This is a genomic window from Nocardia sp. JCM 34519.1, assembly GCF_020361265.1.
GTDB lineage: Bacteria > Actinomycetota > Actinomycetes > Mycobacteriales > Mycobacteriaceae > Nocardia > Nocardia arthritidis_A.
In genome coordinates, this window is record NZ_JAIRBR010000010.1 from 114,844 (window position 1) to 130,316 (window position 15,473).

Consider the following 15,473-nt stretch of genomic DNA (forward strand, 5'->3'; position numbering starts at 1 on the left):
TTCCTAACCTACGGGTACAGATCGCACCCGAAGGGATTCCGCCCATGTCCAGCCGCAGCACCGACACCCACCTGCTGGCGACCGCCCCGGTGGTGGTCGGCGTCGACGGTTCCGAACCGTCCGACCTGGCCGTGCGCTGGGCCGCCGAAATCGCCGCCGCGCGCAATCGGCGGCTGCGCATCGTGCACGGGTTGGCACTGGATCCGCACTCCACCGTTTTCGGCATCTACGAGCTGCTGACGCCCGCGGTCACCGATGCGATGCGCAAGGCGGGCCTCGACCTGGTCGCCACCGCACGCCGCCTGGCCGTGCAGGTCGATCCCGGCCTTACCGTGGAAACCGAGGTATCCCCCGACCAGCCCGCCGAACTCCTTGTGCGCGAATCGAATTCGGCGCATATGGTGGTCATCGGCGCGGGCCGGGCCGGCGAATTGGCGCATATCGGCTCCACGCTGCTCGCGGTGGCCGCGCACGGGCACGGCAATATCGTGGTGGTCCGCGACACCGGCAGCGAGCGGCAGATCCGGCAGACGGGCCCGGTCGTCGTCGGCATCGATGACAGCCGCACCTGTGCGCCCGCGGTGGCGGCGGCCTTCGCCGAGGCGAGCATCCGCGAGACCGCACTCGTCGCCGTGCACGCCACCGGCGACATCACGCTCACCGGCTACGCGAATCTCGCTGCCACCCTGCCGATCCGGGAAATGGAGGCGGCCGCACACGAGGTGCTCGCCGAACATTTGGCCGGCTGGCAGGAGAAATATCCGGACGTCCACGTCACCCGGAAGGTCTATCCGGCAGGCCCGGCCCATCAGCTCACCAGTTGGTCGAAGGCGGCGCAATTGGTCGTCGTCGGTTCCAGGGGCCGCGGCGGATTCCGTGGACTGTTGCTCGGCTCGACCAGCAATTCCCTTGTCCAGCATGCCCATTGCCCGGTGATGGTCGCGCACGCCAACTAGCGAGAGGCGAAATCCCATGTCCGCAAGCATCAATCCCCCGGTACTCGTCGGCAGCGACGGTTCCGATCCGGCCCTGGCGGCCGTCCGCTGGGCCGCGGGTGAAGCCGTCATGCACCGCGCGCCGCTGACCATCCTCCACTGCATCGGCGCGCCGATCGATTTCGGGCCCGGTATCGCGTTCTCCCGCTTCGATTACGAGGTCTACCGCCAGGCCGGGATCGCGGCGCTCGAGCAGTCACGCGCGGCCGCCGCCGAGGCGATCCGTTCGGCAGGCGAGCTGGAGATCACCACCGAACTCCTCGAAGCGCCGCCGATTCCGGTGCTGCGCGACCGATCGAAGGATGCCAGGTTGCTCGTCGTCGGCACCCAGGGGCTCGGCGCGTTCCGCCGCGCGCTGCTCGGCTCGGTCAGCACCGCGCTGGCCCGGCACGCCGAATGCCCGGTGGCGATCGTGCCCGAATCGCCGAAATACGACACGCGCGATCAGCGCGTCGTCGTCGGCGTCGACGGCTCGGCCTGCAGCGCCCGCGCCATCGAAATCGCCTTCGACGAGGCGGCATTTCGCGGTGCGGCACTGACCGCGGTACTCGCCTGGACGGAATTCCCGCCGTATATTCCGCGCGAGGATATGCGGCAGGAGGCCGAGGCGATCCTCGCCGAAAGCCTCGCCGGATACGGCGAACGCTATCCGGAGGTCGCGGTGCGGCGGATGGTCGCCGCGGACCGTCCGGCAAAGGTCTTGCTGGAGCTGGGATCCGGCGCCCAGCTGGTCGTGGTCGGCAGCCACGGCCGCGGCGGATTCGCCGGGATGACGCTCGGCTCGGTCAGCCAGGCCGTATTGCACGCGACCACCGCGCCGCTGATCATCGCCCGCTCGCACGCCTGAACCGCCTGTCGCCGAGCAGATTCGGAATCTGGACCGATGCAGACCCTTCTCGAAATCCGAGCCGCGGCGCCGGGCGGCCCGCACCCGCTGTCCGCGCGGGCCGCCGCCGCCATGACGACCGATCAGGTGCTCACCGCGCTGGCGGCCTCGGCGGACGGACTGTCCGAGAGCGAACGTGTCCGTCGGCGACAGCTGTTCGGCCCCAATGCAATTCGCACCCACAAGACCCGTCTGCTGCCGGTGTTGCTGCGGCAGCTGCGTTCTCCGCTGCTGCTGTTGCTCGCCGTCACCGCCGCGGTGTCGTTCTTCGTCGGTGAGCGCACCGACGCGATCATCATCGGGGTGATCCTGGCCGCCTCGGTCGGACTGGGCCTGATCAACGAGTACCGGGCCGAGCGCGCGGCCGACGCGCTGCACGAACGGATCCGGCATCGAGCGGTGATCCTGCGCGGCGGCACACCGGAATCGGTGGATCTGGCCGAGCTCGTACCCGGCGATATCGTCGAGCTGCGCGCGGGTGAGCTGGTGCCCGCCGACCTGCGACTGCTGTCGGTGACCGGACTGCGCTGCGACGAGTCGGTGCTGACCGGCGAATCGGCGCCGGTGTCGAAATCGGCCACGCCGGTCGCGCCGGAAAGTCCGGTGGCCGAACTGGTTTCGTGCGCGCTCATGGGAACGGTGGTGAGCGCGGGCCGCGGCCGCGGCCTGGTCACCGCGACCGGGACGACCACCGAATTCGGCCGCATCGCGGCCGGTTTGAGCGAACGTCAGCCGGAAACCGAATTCCAGATCGGGCTGCGCAAATTCTCCATGCTGCTGGTGTGGGTCGCCGCGGCGCTCACCACCGGCATCTTCGCGGTGAATCTGGTGCTGCAGCGACCGCTGCTCGACGCGCTGCTGTTCTCGCTGGCCATCGCCGTCGGCATCTCGCCACAACTGCTGCCCGCCGTGGTGTCCACCGCGCTCGCCGCCGGTTCCCGGCAGCTGGCCAACTGCAAGGTGCTGGTGAAAAGGCTGGTCTGCATCGAGGATCTGGGCGATATCGAGGTGCTGTTCACCGATAAAACCGGCACCCTCACCGAGGGCCGGATCGAATATATGCGCGCGCTCGATCCGGACGGCGGGGCCGACGGACACACCCGGCTGCTGGGGATGCTCTGCACCGACGGTGTCATCAGTGGCGAAACCCTTTCCGCCGCGGACCCATTGGATACCGCACTGTGGGCATCACCGGGCGCGCCCACCGCGACCGTCGCGAAATACCGGCGGCTGGCCACACTTCCGTTCGACCACGAGCGCAGGCTGCTCTCGGTGCTGGTCTCCGACGACCGGGGCGAGCCGTCGATCATCACGAAGGGCGCGCCGGAGGCCGTGCTCGCCCGGTGCCCGCGAATACCCGCCGGCGCGAAGGCGGTGCTGGACGCGGAATTCGCTGCCGGGCACCGGATTGTCGCGGTCGCGACCCGACCAGCCGATCCCACGGCGGCGGCGCTCGAGCCCGCCGACGAACGCGACCTGACGCTGTGCGGATTTCTCGTCTTCCTCGATCCACCCAAAGGCAGTGCACGCGAGGCTCTTTCGCGGCTGTCCGGCCTCGGGGTGACGGTCAAGATACTCACCGGCGACAATCCGGCCGTCGCGCTGCACGTCTGCCGCGAACTGTGCCTGCCCGCCGAGGCGGCGGTCACCGGCACCGATCTGGACCGATTCGACGATCGTCAGCTCGCCGAATGCGTGAAAACCACAACGGTTTTCGCTCGCGTATCCCCCGAGCAGAAGGCGCGGATCGTGCGCTCACAGCGAGCGGGCGGGCTGGACGTCGCCTTCCTCGGCGACGGCGTCAACGACGCACTCGCACTGCATGCCGCCGATGTCGGCATCTCGGTCGACTCCGCCACCGACGTCGCCAAGGACGCCGCCGATGTGGTGCTGCTGGAGAAGGATCTCGGCGTACTCGCCGACGGCGTCGTCGCTGGGCGGCGCATTTTCGCCAACACCATGAAATACGTGTTGATGGGCACCTCCAGCAACTTCGGCAATATGTTCAGTGCCGCAGGGGCTTCGGCATTCCTGTCGTTCCTGCCGATGCTGCCGTCGCAGATCCTGCTCAACAACCTGCTCTACGATTCCAGCCAGCTCGCCATCCCCACCGATCATGTCGACGAGGAGCAGCTGGCCCGGCCCGCGCGCTGGAATATCGGCCTGATCCGCCGCTTCATGCTGATCTTCGGACCGATCAGTTCGGCATTCGACTTCGCCACCTTCGGCGTGATGCTGTGGCTGTTCCACGCCGACGAAACCCTTTTCCACACCGGATGGTTCGTCGAATCGCTGGCCACCCAGACCCTGGTGCTGTTCGTGATCCGCACCCGGCGCAGCCCCTTCTTCCGCAGCGGGCCGAGTACGCCGCTGCTGCTCGCCGCTTGCGCCGCGGTCGCGGTCGGTGCGCTGCTACCCGTGACGCCATTGGCCGCCGATCTCGGATTCCGGCCGCTGCCAGGGGCGTTCCTGCTCGTGGTGGTGCTGCTGATCATCACCTATCTCGGCCTCGCCGAGCTGGCCAAACGGTGGTTCTTCCGCACACCGCCGTCCGTCGCCACCGAGCGCGAACGCACCGAGGGTTATCGAATCCGCAGGCGCGCAGCACGTTTCAATGCCGAGCAGCCCCGGAATCGGCGGCGCGACCACAACCATCGATGACAAGGAGACCGCATGCACGCCACGGTATTACCCGAAACCGCCATGCACCCGGCCATCCGGCAACTCGGACCGGCCGACGCCGAGGCCATCCGAGCGCTGCACGCCGCGATGGACGCCGAGGACGGCTACTTCCGGTTCTTCATGCCGCCGCCGAAGGATCTGCACAAGGTGGCGCATGCGATCGCGCTGCGCGATCCGGAGCACTGCGCGGTCGGCGCGTTTCTCGGCGGTCAACTGGTGGGGGTCGCGAATTTCATTGTCCTGCCGGGGACTCGGTCCGCGGAGGTCGCGCTCGTTGTCGCCGCGGAGGATCAGCAGCACGGCATCGGCACCGCCCTGCTGCGCAGGCTCGCCGAACTCGCCCGCGAGCGCGGCATCGAACGCTTCGTCGCCGAGGTGCTACCGGCCAATTCGCGGATGATGCGACTGCTCATCGACGGCGGATTCCCGGTGACGACGTATCGGCAGAACGGCGTCGTCCAGGTCGGCATCCAGCTGTGAATTCCCTATCCAAGCAACAGATCCCGAGGACGGGCGATATGACAACACCACCCTACGAGAATCCGCACCGGCTGGCATCGGCGGCGGTGGTCGTCGGCGTCGACGGCTCGGAGGGGGCCGACCTCGCCGTCGGCTGGGCGGCCGAAACCGCTGCTCACCGCCACCGTGATCTGCTGCTCGTGCACGGCCTCGACCTGGCCTCGACGCGCTCGATGGTCGGCTACTACGACGTGCTCACCCCGTCGATCACCGAAACCGTTCACAAACAGGGCCGCCGCATCGTCGACGCCGCCCGGCGTCTCGCGCAGTCGGTGAACCCGGATTTGGTTGTCGCCGTCGAGGTTTCCGAAGCGGGCGCGGCCGAGCTGCTGATTCGGCATTCGAAGACGGCGCATCTGCTCGTCATCGGGGCCACCGGCAACGCGGGCGCCTTCGCCCATATCGGCTCGACCCTGCTGGCGGTGAGCGCACACGGGCACGGCTCGGTGATCGTCGTCCGCGACACCGCGATCCGGCACACCGGCCCGGTCGTCGTCGGCGTCGACGGTACCGAGACGGCCGACGCCGCCATCGCCGCCGCATTCGACGAGGCCGCCGAACGCGAAACCGAACTCGTCGCCGTACATGCCCGCGCCGCAACGCCATCCACCACCGATGAGAACGACGCGGCCGATACGGTTCTGGCCGAACGGCTCGCCGGCTGGCAGGAGAAATATCCGAACGTCCGCGTCCGCCGCGAAGCACGCCCGGCACAGTCGACCCAGCTCCTCATGGACTGGTCCGACACCGCCCAGCTGATCGTCGTCGGCACCCGCGGCCGTGGCGCACTCACCGGCCTGCTACTCGGCTCCACCAGTAATTTCCTTGTGCAGCACGCCCATTGCCCCGTCCTGGTCGCCCACCGAGACCACTCCGACTAGCGACCGAGCACTCACGGCGCGGCCAACAGTCCCTTTGCCAAGGCCGCCGTGACCGCGGCCGTGCGGTCGGATACTTCCAGCTTCGAAAATGCCCGCTGTAGATGTGTTTTCACGGTCGCTTCGCTGATGTGCAGGGTTCGGCCGATCTCGGCGTTGGTCGCGCCGCGGGCGACATATCCGAGAACCTCCACCTCACGGGCCGACAACAGCGCCTGCGGGTTTCGACGGTGCAGCCGTGCGCCGACCGAGGGCGTCAGCACCGTCTCGCCGCGTGCGGCCGCCCGCACGGCGGCCGCGAGCTCCGCGCGCGAACTATCCTTCAGCAGATATCCGGAAGCGCCCGCTTCAACGGCGCGCAGGATATCGGTATCGGTGTCGTAGGTGGTGACGACGACCACCCGGCTCTCGGGACAGGCGGCCAGGATCCCCTCGGTCGCCGCGGCGCCGTCGACCTCCGGCATCCGCAGATCCATAAGCACCACATCGGGACGCAGCACCCTGGCGACCGCAACGGCCTCCGCGCCACCGGCCGCCTCGCCGACGACAACGAGATCGGCTTCGCGGGACAGTATTCCGCGCATACCCTCACGCACCACCGGATGGTCGTCCACGAGCAGGACGCTGATCACGCCGGAACCTCGACGGCCACCCGGGTACCCGCGCCCGGGCTCGTCGTCACGGTGACCACCGCGCCGATCTCCTGTGCCCGGCTGCGCAGACCGGGCAGGCCGAATCCGCCGGCATCGGCCACGGCGAAGCCGATTCCGTTGTCCGCCACCGACAGTCGCACGCCCTGCCCGGTTCGAGTGAGGTCGACGGTCACGCTGTCGGCACGTGCGTGCTTGCTCACGTTCGTCAACGCCTCCTGCGCGGCGCGCAACAGCACCACCTCGGTTCCGGTATCCAATTGGGGCACAGTCGAATCGACATTCACGACGACGGCGATACCGGTCTCGTCGGCGAGTTTGCGGCAGCGTCGCCGCACCGATTCGGCCAGCGATCCGCCACCCAGATCGGGCGGTGTCAACGTCTCGACCATGGTGCGCGCTTCGATCAGGTTCTCCCGTGCCGTGGCCGCGATAAGTGCGATATGCCTATGGGCGGCAACGGGATCGGTATCGAATTCGGATTCGACGACCTCGGCCAGCGTCGCGATTCCGGTGAATCCCTGGGTCAGCGTGTCGTGGATTTCCCTTGCGAGGCGGGCGCGTTCGGCCATCGAACCCGCCTCCCTGGACAGTCGCGCGACATCGGCGCGGCTGCGTTCCAATTGGTCGAGCAGTATCGCCAATTGCTCACCGCGGTCCAGGGCGAGCGTGATCGTCGCCCCGATCGCCGGATTGAATACGACAGCGACCAAGGATATCGCCAGCCCCATCGGCACCTCCGTCTGTGCGACGAGCGCGAATACCAGGGGCGTGAAGCTCACCGCCCCGGCGACCACCATCGCGGCCCGCACCGGCAGCGCCATGTAGATCAGCGCGTACACCACCATCACCGCCGCGAGGGCCGGTGGTGACCACCAGGCGGCGACGTCGAAGAACAACAGCACGCCGACCACGAAAAGCACCGAATTCCGGCTCACCCTACGGCGATAGAAGGCATCGGGATTGTCGCGGCGCGGCGACAGCAACGCCGACCAAGCCAGCAGGCAGGTCAGCGCCGCCAAGGCCACCCATGTCTCACCGGCGTACACGCGGCGCAGGACGATGACGAGAACTCCGGTGGCGATGATGCCGCCCACCACATAGGCGCTCCAGATCCGGTACCAGATATCCCACCGCCCAGGCGCTCTCATCCTCCGACGATAGCCCGGATCGTGCGGCCCCGAGTCCTCCGAACAGTGGACACACACCCCGCGCGCATCGGCATACGCTGCGACAAAAGCCCACGGACACAAGGGAATCGACCGTGACGATCGCACCCGACACCACCGTCTACCCGCCCCGATGGCAACCCGCGCCGCTGCGCTGGCACCGCACCCGGGTGTCGTGGTGGCAGTCGTGGAAACTTGCCGCCCAAGCGCTTCGGCTGTTGGGCGACCACAACCCGGCCAACGCATACGGCGCCCGGCTCCCCGGACAGGACGACGTCATGGTGGCCCGAATACCGTTGCAGCGCTATGTCGTGATTCGCAGCCCCGAACTCGCCCGGCACGTCCTGGTGACCAATCAGGCCAACTACACCAAGAGCGCGGACTACGACATGCTTGCCGTCGCATTCGGGCGCGGTCTCGTCACCGAGCCGAACGAGGCCCGCTGGCAACGCAATCGCCGCCTCGTCCAGCCCGTATTCGGGAAACGGAATATCGCCACGCTCGCGGGTCCGGTCACCGATGCCGCCCACGACTGCGCCGCGCGCGTCCGCCGGCTCGGCGCGAATGCGGCGCCGGTGGATATGAACGCCGAGATGAGCAGGCTCACAGTCGATATCGTCGCGCGCACGATGTTCGGACTGGATCTGACCGGGCCGATGTCGGAGATCAGACTGTCCCGGCTGCTCGCCATGTTCGGCTTCGGGTTCGTCACCGGCGTCGCCCATCGGCTGCACGCGCTCGCCGAACTCACGAACCGGCACGACCTGCCCATGCGCGTCATGCGTTGCGCCTCATGGGTTCTCGCGCCGCGCATGATGGCCGACCTGCGGCACCTCGAGCGGGTGATCGACCAGCTCATCGCGGATCACCGCAGCGGTGCGATCACCCGTCGCGACAACCTGCTCGCACTGCTCATGGACGCGCACGACCCGGAAACCGGGCACCACTACACCGACGCCGAAATCCACGACGAGCTCATGACTTTCCTCGGCGCCGGGACCGAAACCACCGCGACGGCACTGGCCTGGACCTGGAAGCTGCTCGCCGAAAATCCGGACGCCCGCTCCCGCCTACACGCCGAACTCGACGACGTCCTCGCGGGCCGCACCCCGACCGCCGCCGACGTAGACCTCCTACCTTGGACGAAAGCCGTTATCGCCGAGGCGATGCGACTGTATCCGCCGGTCGTCGCGCTGGGCCGGGTCGCGAAAAACGATGATCTGCTCGGCGACTTCCCGATCCGCGCGGGCACCACCATCATGATCAACCTGCATGCCATCCATCAGCACGGCGGCGTCTGGCCGGATCCGGAAACCTTCGACCCGACTCGCCACCTGACCGAAAGCCCGACAATCGCACAACGCCACGCCACCCTGCCATTCGGAGCGGGCAAACGCATGTGCGTCGCCCACGTCTTCGCCAACACCGAAGCGGTTCTCGCACTGGCGACCATCGCCCAGCGCATCGAGATGGATCTGGCTACCACCGAACCGATCCGCCCGCAATTCTCGTTCACCGGCGGCCCCGACGGACCGCTTCCCATGGTCGTGCGTGACCGACCCGCCCGAGCGGAGTTGGTTAACTGAAAGTTGTCCATGAGGGCGGAGTCGATGGATAAGCTACCGCAATGGCCCCTCTTCGACGCAGGTCAACGATCTCGAAGCAGATAATCGCCATCCTCGGCGTCATAATTGCCATCCTCGGTCCGGCCGCATGCGGCAAGAGCTCCGACGGCAACAGCAGTGCCTCGGCACGTCCCGATGCGAGGCGGCCCTTCGATCTGCAGGCGCATCGCGGCGGTCGCGGGATGACCATCGAGGAGTCGCTGCCCGGATACGCCGAGGCGATCCAATTGGGCGTCAGCACACTGGAACTCGACATCGTGCTGACCAAGGACAACGTTCCGGCCATCTGGCACGATCCGGTGATCCAGTCCGAGAAATGCGCCGATACCGCGCCTTTCACGCCCGGCGACCCGATGTACCCCTACGTCGGGAAGGTGCTACACGACCTCACCTATGATCAGATCCACACGCTCGACTGCGGCAAGAAGCTGGCGGGCTTCCCGGAGGCCACTGCACTGCCGGGTAACCGGATCGCCCGGCTGCCGGAGCTGTTCGATCTGGTGAAGTCCTATCCCGGCGCGTTCGATGCGCTGCGCTACAACATCGAGACCAAGATCGAGGCCGCGAAACCGGAGCAGTCGGCGACGCCGCAGGAGTTCGTCGATGTCATCCTCGCCGCGGTCGAAACCACGGGCGCCACCGGCAAAGTGGAGATTCAGAGCTTCGACTGGCGCAGCCTGCCGCTGGTGAAGGCGAGGAATCCCACGATCCCGACCGTCGCCCTGTACGACGATTCGACATTCGAACCGGGCAGCCCGTGGTTGAGCCCGATCCGGTACGAGGACCACGCCGGTGATCCGCTGGGCGCGATCAAGGCGCTCGGCGCGAACATCTCCTCCCCCAGCTATGTGAATCCATGGGACAGCGCGGCCAAGGTCGGCGATCCGGGCTTCAAGCTCACCACCACAGCGGAATACGTGAAAAAAGCCCATGAGTTGGGGCTGACGGTCATCCCGTGGACGGTCAACGACAAACCGACCATCGCCCTGGTGCTCGACCAGGGCGTCGACGGCATCATCACCGATTATCCGAACCGCGCCCGAGAAGTGATGCGGGACAAGGGTATGCCACTACCGAACGGGTTCACCAAGTAGCGCGCCGGATGTCCGCGCGGCGGACGGGATCGCCCGCGGCGCGCGGTACGCGCACAGCCATCCGAGAGTTGCCGAAAACAGTACGAGCACAACGCCGCCCACCACCGCGTACACCGTGGGCAGCCCGGTGCCGGCGTCGCCCAGAATCGCACGGGCCGTCCACGGCGCGAGCACCAGCCCGACGAATGATCCCACCGCACTGATGATCCCGGCCTGCCAAGCCGAAATCGACTGGCAGGTCCGTGAATTCGCTTCGCTCTCGCGCAGATCCACTGATCCGTCGCGCAATTCGGTGCTCGATAGTCCGATACCGGTGAGCACGATCAGCAGATACAGTCCGGCCAGGACGGGTGCGGCCGTCTCGGCGAGCGTGATCATCCGCTCGGGCACGGCGTCGCCGCGTTCCACGTCGAGCCAGCCGGAGCTGAGCAGTTCGGGTTCGTGTTGGGTGAGTATCGAGGCGGCCTGATGTTCGGCCGCCGAGTCGGGGCGGCGCGGCGAGCGGAACAGGTACTGGTAATCGCCGGTCGTCGTATCGAGGCCGTTCGCCCTCGCAGCGCCCTCCGATATCAACGCCATCGGCGAACCGGCGTATTGTTCGTCGGCAATTGCCAAGCCGGACAACGGAATCCGAATGTCCTCGGCGCGCTTCCCGTCCGATTTCGGCGGCGGTGTCGCGGTGAGCACGGCCTTTCCGGCCGAGTCGAGCAGTGCGGGATGCAGCACCAGTACCGTGCCGCCGTCGAATGCGGTGGCCTCGGCGGGGGTGAGTTCACGGCCGATGATGATGACCGCGGCCCGCCGGTCGACGGCCGCGACAGTGGGGACGCCCTTGAAGTCCCGGTGGGCCACGCAATCTCGGAAACGGCTCGCGGATCCGCGGAATCGGTCCGCGCACACATCCGCCGGATCCCGCAACCGGACGACGGCGGATCGGCCCGAATCGCTGTCCGGCTTGGTCACCCGCCGAAATTCCGCGACACCGGTGGCGCCGAGCCGTTCGGCCGCGCGGCGCACGGCCGCCTCGGGCACCGCTTGATGATCGGTGAACAGGGCCGAGCCGACCGGCCCCTTCGGCAGATGGGCGTCGGTGGCTGTCAGATAAAGGATCGAAGTCGTTGCGCACGTGGCGATTCCGGCGACGGCGACGATGAGCGCCGCATGCCGGACGGGCACGGCGACGGCCGCGCGCACGGCGAATCGCAGTGCGAGTGGCCCCCGGCGCATATCGGTTCCCCAGCGGCGCAGCAGCCAGACCACCAGCAGCCCGCAGGCGAGGACGACGGCGCCCGCACCCGCCGCCGCCATGATCGGCTGTCCGCTCGCCGCGCCGCGGCCGAGCGCGGCGCAACCGAGTATCCCCGCGAGCACCGCCGCCACAGCCGGTCCGGAACGTGAGCCGCCCGCGGGCCGCCCGGCCAATCCGCCGCAGAGCGTCACGGCCAGCGCGGACAGCCCAGCGATCGCCGCCAATCGGCCTGCGGGCAGGCATAAGCGGCCGTACTGTCCCCATCGCAGTACGACCGCCAGCCCGATCCCGGTGACCAGCCCGAACAGCACCGGAAACGACCCCGCCACGGCTCCGATCGCGAAAGCCGTTGCGGCATCTCGCTTTCGGTCCGCCAGCCGCCGATAGACGTGACACCGCCGCCGCGCCATGGACGCGAATATCGCCGCGAGCACGGCCAAGACCTCGGCGAAACCGGCGATGAACAGCCAGAGCGCGACCGACCCGGCACCGCCGCGCGGCACCGACGAGGCCGCACCGCGCGAGGCAGCCACCGCGCCGCCGAGCCGCTCCTTGGCCACGGTCACACCGGCGGCCGGTGTAACCAACCAGGCGACCCGGACCTCGGCCTCCCGCGCGTGCGCGACGAGATCGGTTGCGGCGCCACCCGAAGTCGGCAGCACCGCGAATGCCAGCGTCGCGTCCAATGGATCGAGACCGATGCCGACGACGCGCATCCGCAGTCCCGGCAACGGCAGCGCCACCTCGTCGCCGATCGATACGTGCAACCGCTCGGCGGCGGCTTCGGACACCATGATCTCGTCGGACGCGTGCGGAGCCGTACCGGACCGGGTCACGAACATCCGCTGTGTCAGAACGCTTTCGGTATCCATTACATGGATCGGCATCGGCAGCTCACCCCGCTCGGCGCGCACGGTGACCCGCCCGTCGACGAGCGCGGTGGCCTGCGCACCAGGGCCGAACGCGCGGCCGATCACCCTCCTCGATTCGGACAGCCGGTCCTCGGCCGAACCGTCGGCGGGCAGCGTCACCGGCACCCGATATTCGGCCGTGCCGAATTCCCGGTCCGCTCTGTCGGCGCCGCTGATCGCCGAACTCGCGTCGATGGTCAGTACCGCGCTGATCGTCGCGATCGGCGCCGCCACCAGCACCGCAATCAAGATCGCCGAAAATTTCCGTGTCAGCAATTCCCGGATGGCCGCCCGCAATGCCATCGCGCATCCAAATCGCATATCCGCCACCGCTCGAGGAAGTGGGGCGGGCCCGAACCCGCCCCACCGGAATTCAGGACCGTCGATCAGGCGACGTCGTGATTCACGTGCACGTCCTGTGCGTCGTGCCCGAAGCCGCAATCATCGGTCCACAGATCCTGCCCGGACGTATCCCGGATCTTCCAGCTGTATGCCTCACCCGCCGGGAATCCGCAATCCGCGCCGAGATACACGTAGTACTCCGACGGCGCCCAGCAGCCCCGACCGCGACCCTTCCGTCCGTCCACCCACGTCTGGTTGCAATCGCCGTGATCATCCTTCGGATCGGCCTGCAACTTGACGGTCGAGGTGTCCTGCGCGGTGGCGCCGCTGGTCATCGCCGGGAAGAACATGAGCGCCGCCGTCGCGGCCGGTACCGCCGCCGCGGCAATTATGGTTCGAAACATGGAAATTTCCTTTCCTTTGTTTTCCGGAAGAAATTTATTGCCAGACCGCCGATGCGTTTCGACCCCTCGTCGCAATCGGTGATCACCCCGTCGCCGCGACGTCGCGGCGTGTACTCGTCCATGTCTAACCCGCACGGAATTGTTCGACACCGCTCGCTCGATACCGAACGACAACCACCGAACAACGTCCACCCGTGTCGAACACGCAAAACCGTCCAGTTTTGTTATCGTTTCGCCCGAATCACATTCGTTGAGCAGGTCGGTACCTCACTATTTCGGAGGATCGGGCATGGCGGAGATTGTGATCGGCCGGCGCACGCTGCTGTCGACGGCGCTGGCGGCGAGCGCCCTCGCCGCGACGACGACGGCCTGCCAGACGCCGATGGCCAGGCCGGATTCGGACCGCGCACTCGACCGCAGCCGGGTCCTGGCCCAGGAAATGCTGCGAGTCGACGACAACGGCAACGACCTGACGTTGGCGAGCCTGCGCACGCTCATCGACACCGGGCTGCCGAAAACCGCCGCACCCAAACGCGTTATCGTCGTCGGCGCGGGCCCGGCCGGGTTGACGGCGGCGACGCTGCTCGCCGACGCGGGACACCGGGTGACGGTGCTGGAGGCCAACGGCAGCCGCACCGGCGGCCGGGTGAAGACCTTCCGCGGCATCTTCACCGATCCCGCGCTCTATGCCGAAGCCGGCGCGATGCGGCTACCGAGTTCGCATCCGCTGGTGCTCGCATTGGCGGATAAGCTCGGCGTGCGCCGCCGCCAGTTCCACAATGTCGATGTGCTCCCGGACGCGCCGACGATCCAGGCCACGCCGGTCGTGTATCGATCGTTCTCCGGCGAGCAATGGTCGAACGGTCCGGCCGCCGACTGCGTCCTGCCGCCCGGCGCGGGCCGCAGCTTGATCATGGTCAACGGATCCGCCGTCCGCCGCACCGATTACGCCGCGGATCCGGGACGGGTGCACGCCGGATTCGGCGTTACCCTCGCCAGTCCCAGCCGCGTCGCCCTCGACCAGGCCATGAGTAGGACGGCGGTACCCGACAACCTGCCCATCGAGCGCCGAATCGACGGCTGGACAAAGGTTTTCAGCACCTATGAGGACTATTCGACGCACCGGTACCTGACCGAGCAGGGCTGGTCGACCCGGCAGGTCGAAGCGGTCGGCACGCTGGAGAACCTGACCTCCCGGCTGCACTACGGTGTCATTTCCGCCCTGGTCGACCACGCGCTGATCCGCCCCGACGCCACCTTCTGGGAGCTGGAGGGCGGCACCGCCAGCCTCACCGACGCGCTCACCCGCAACCTCGGCCCGGCCGTACTGCTCGGCAAGCGGATGACCCGCATCGAACACACCGAGCAGGGTGTCCGGGTCTGGACCACCGCGGAGTCCGGCAACGAGCGCTCCGACGGCGCACCGATCGATCCCGTCGAATCCTTCGACGCCGATTACGCGATCGTGGCGATCCCGCTCACCTCGGCCCGATTCTGCACCTTCGATCCGCCGCTGTCCTATGCCAAACGCCGCGCCATCGTCGAACTGCATCACGACGCCGCCACCAAGGTGCTGCTGGAGTTCAAAACCCGCTTCTGGGAACAGGGATCCAACGGGTTCCGCGGCGGCGGCTGCGTATCCGACTCCCCCAACCGATTCATGTACTTCCCCTCACACGTCGAAGGCTCCGACGGCGGCGTCGTACTGGCCGCCTACACCTGGTCCGACGACGCGATGCGCTGGGATTCGCTCACCGAGGGCGAACGAATCCACTACGGGCTGGCCGGAATGCGGGAAATGTTCGGCCCGGTCGTCGACGCCGAGTTCACCGGAATCGGCATCTCGCAGAGCTGGCAGCGCGCCCGTTACGCGCTCGGCGAGGCCTGCATCCCGACACCGGGTCAACTGCACGAACACCACGGCGCGACCAGAACGGTCGAGGGCAGACTGCATTTCGCCGGTGATCACACCAGCCTCAAACCCGCTTGGATCGAGGGCGCGCTGGAAAGCGGCGTCCGGACCGCACTCGAAATCCATTGGCGCTGAAGACCGCTCCGGCCCCCACCCG

The 15,473-nt window shown here is 67.7% G+C and carries 12 protein-coding genes; 8 read left to right on the forward strand and 4 right to left on the reverse strand.

What is annotated here, in order from left to right; translation table 11 throughout:
- The first annotated feature begins 44 nt into the window (after nucleotides 1-44).
- The 5 genes from LGY53_RS24225 to LGY53_RS24245 are packed head-to-tail and all read left to right on the forward strand — an operon-like array spanning nucleotide 45 to nucleotide 5,963.
- The gene (locus LGY53_RS24225; RefSeq protein ID WP_225728996.1) at nucleotides 45-956 is read left to right on the forward strand and encodes a universal stress protein; all 912 of its coding nucleotides are present in this window, start codon (nucleotides 45-47) and stop codon (nucleotides 954-956) included.
- A gap of 16 nt (nucleotides 957-972) precedes the next feature.
- Nucleotides 973-1,842, forward strand: coding sequence for a universal stress protein (locus tag LGY53_RS24230; protein ID WP_225728997.1), 870 nt, complete (start codon nucleotides 973-975; stop codon nucleotides 1,840-1,842).
- Nucleotides 1,843-1,878: 36 nt separating this feature from the next.
- Complete coding sequence (gene mgtA, locus LGY53_RS24235; RefSeq protein WP_225728998.1) at nucleotides 1,879-4,542, forward strand: magnesium-translocating P-type ATPase; 2,664 nt, start codon at nucleotides 1,879-1,881, stop codon at nucleotides 4,540-4,542.
- A gap of 12 nt (nucleotides 4,543-4,554) precedes the next feature.
- Nucleotides 4,555-5,043, forward strand: coding sequence for a GNAT family N-acetyltransferase (locus LGY53_RS24240; protein WP_225728999.1), 489 nt, complete (start codon nucleotides 4,555-4,557; stop codon nucleotides 5,041-5,043).
- 38 nt (nucleotides 5,044-5,081) lie between these two features.
- Nucleotides 5,082-5,963 carry a universal stress protein gene (locus tag LGY53_RS24245; protein ID WP_225729000.1) on the forward strand — a complete coding sequence of 294 codons (882 nt, stop codon included), beginning with the start codon at nucleotides 5,082-5,084 and terminating at the stop codon, nucleotides 5,961-5,963.
- An 11-nt stretch (nucleotides 5,964-5,974) separates the two neighbouring features.
- Here the strand turns inward: LGY53_RS24245 and LGY53_RS24250 are convergent, their stop codons facing one another.
- Together LGY53_RS24250 and LGY53_RS24255 are read right to left on the reverse strand one after the other, a co-directional pair.
- The gene (locus LGY53_RS24250) at nucleotides 5,975-6,592 is read right to left on the reverse strand and encodes a response regulator (protein ID WP_225729001.1); all 618 of its coding nucleotides are present in this window, start codon (nucleotides 6,590-6,592) and stop codon (nucleotides 5,975-5,977) included.
- Nucleotides 6,589-7,761 (reverse strand): sensor histidine kinase, encoded by a 1,173-nt coding sequence (locus tag LGY53_RS24255; RefSeq protein ID WP_225729002.1) that lies wholly within the window; start codon nucleotides 7,759-7,761, stop codon nucleotides 6,589-6,591. Before LGY53_RS24255 ends, LGY53_RS24250 begins: the two co-directional genes overlap by 4 nt.
- A gap of 113 nt (nucleotides 7,762-7,874) precedes the next feature.
- On the opposite strand from LGY53_RS24255, the gene LGY53_RS24260 reads away from it, so the two are divergent.
- A complete protein-coding gene (locus LGY53_RS24260) occupies nucleotides 7,875-9,365 on the forward strand; it encodes a cytochrome P450 (RefSeq protein WP_225729003.1) in 1,491 nt (496 codons plus the stop codon).
- 41 nt (nucleotides 9,366-9,406) lie between these two features.
- Nucleotides 9,407-10,498, forward strand: a complete 1,092-nt coding sequence (locus LGY53_RS24265) for a glycerophosphodiester phosphodiesterase (protein ID WP_225729004.1) — start codon at nucleotides 9,407-9,409, stop codon at nucleotides 10,496-10,498.
- Here the strand turns inward: LGY53_RS24265 and LGY53_RS24270 are convergent.
- Together LGY53_RS24270 and LGY53_RS24275 are read right to left on the reverse strand one after the other, a co-directional pair.
- Nucleotides 10,475-12,961 (reverse strand): hypothetical protein, encoded by a 2,487-nt coding sequence (locus LGY53_RS24270; RefSeq protein ID WP_225729005.1) that lies wholly within the window; start codon nucleotides 12,959-12,961, stop codon nucleotides 10,475-10,477. The two genes, LGY53_RS24265 and LGY53_RS24270, sit on opposite strands and share 24 nt — an antisense overlap.
- Before the next feature lie 83 nt (nucleotides 12,962-13,044).
- Nucleotides 13,045-13,404, reverse strand: coding sequence for a hypothetical protein (locus tag LGY53_RS24275; protein ID WP_225729006.1), 360 nt, complete (start codon nucleotides 13,402-13,404; stop codon nucleotides 13,045-13,047).
- 289 nt (nucleotides 13,405-13,693) lie between these two features.
- On the opposite strand from LGY53_RS24275, the gene LGY53_RS24280 reads away from it, so the two are divergent.
- Entirely contained in the window at nucleotides 13,694-15,451 is a 1,758-nt protein-coding gene (locus LGY53_RS24280; protein ID WP_225729007.1) for an FAD-dependent oxidoreductase, read from the forward strand.
- The last annotated feature ends 22 nt before the right edge of the window (nucleotides 15,452-15,473 follow it).